The organism is Pseudomonas sp. Pse35, from assembly GCF_024519715.1.
GTDB lineage: Bacteria > Pseudomonadota > Gammaproteobacteria > Pseudomonadales > Pseudomonadaceae > Aquipseudomonas > Aquipseudomonas paracarnis.
This window is the reverse complement of the sequence record NZ_JALJRP010000044.1, coordinates 37,280-37,716: the sequence shown is the minus strand read 5'-3', so window position 1 is coordinate 37,716 and position 437 is coordinate 37,280.

Sequence of the window (437 nt, the reverse complement as noted above, 5' to 3'; positions counted from 1 at the left end):
AGTGAGCCGCTGTAAAAGCGGAACCCTAAGTGGCCGTTACCGCAGGAATGGATATACACCCGGTATACCTGCGTCGCCTGTCAGGCCGCCTTCGCGAGCAAGCCCGCTCCCACAGTTGGATCGCGGTGTGTCAGGTAGATAGGCGTCGGCTGGGAGGCCGCCATCGCAGGCAAGCCAGCTCCCACAGACAGCATTTGCAGCCGACCGATTCGGCCCTGTGTTGCATGAATTCTGAGGATGCCCACCCGGCTCAAACAACGCAATCCTTGCGCCGCAACAAGCCCCAGAGCCGAGTGGACGGGGCGCATCATAAGGAGAGAAGCGGCACTTGTCCTCCAGACAATTCTGAACAAATGTGCACATTCCGTGCGTGTGGCGAGGGAGCTTGCTCCCGTTCGGCTGCGCAGCCGCCGCCAATGGGGGCGCTTCGCACCCCA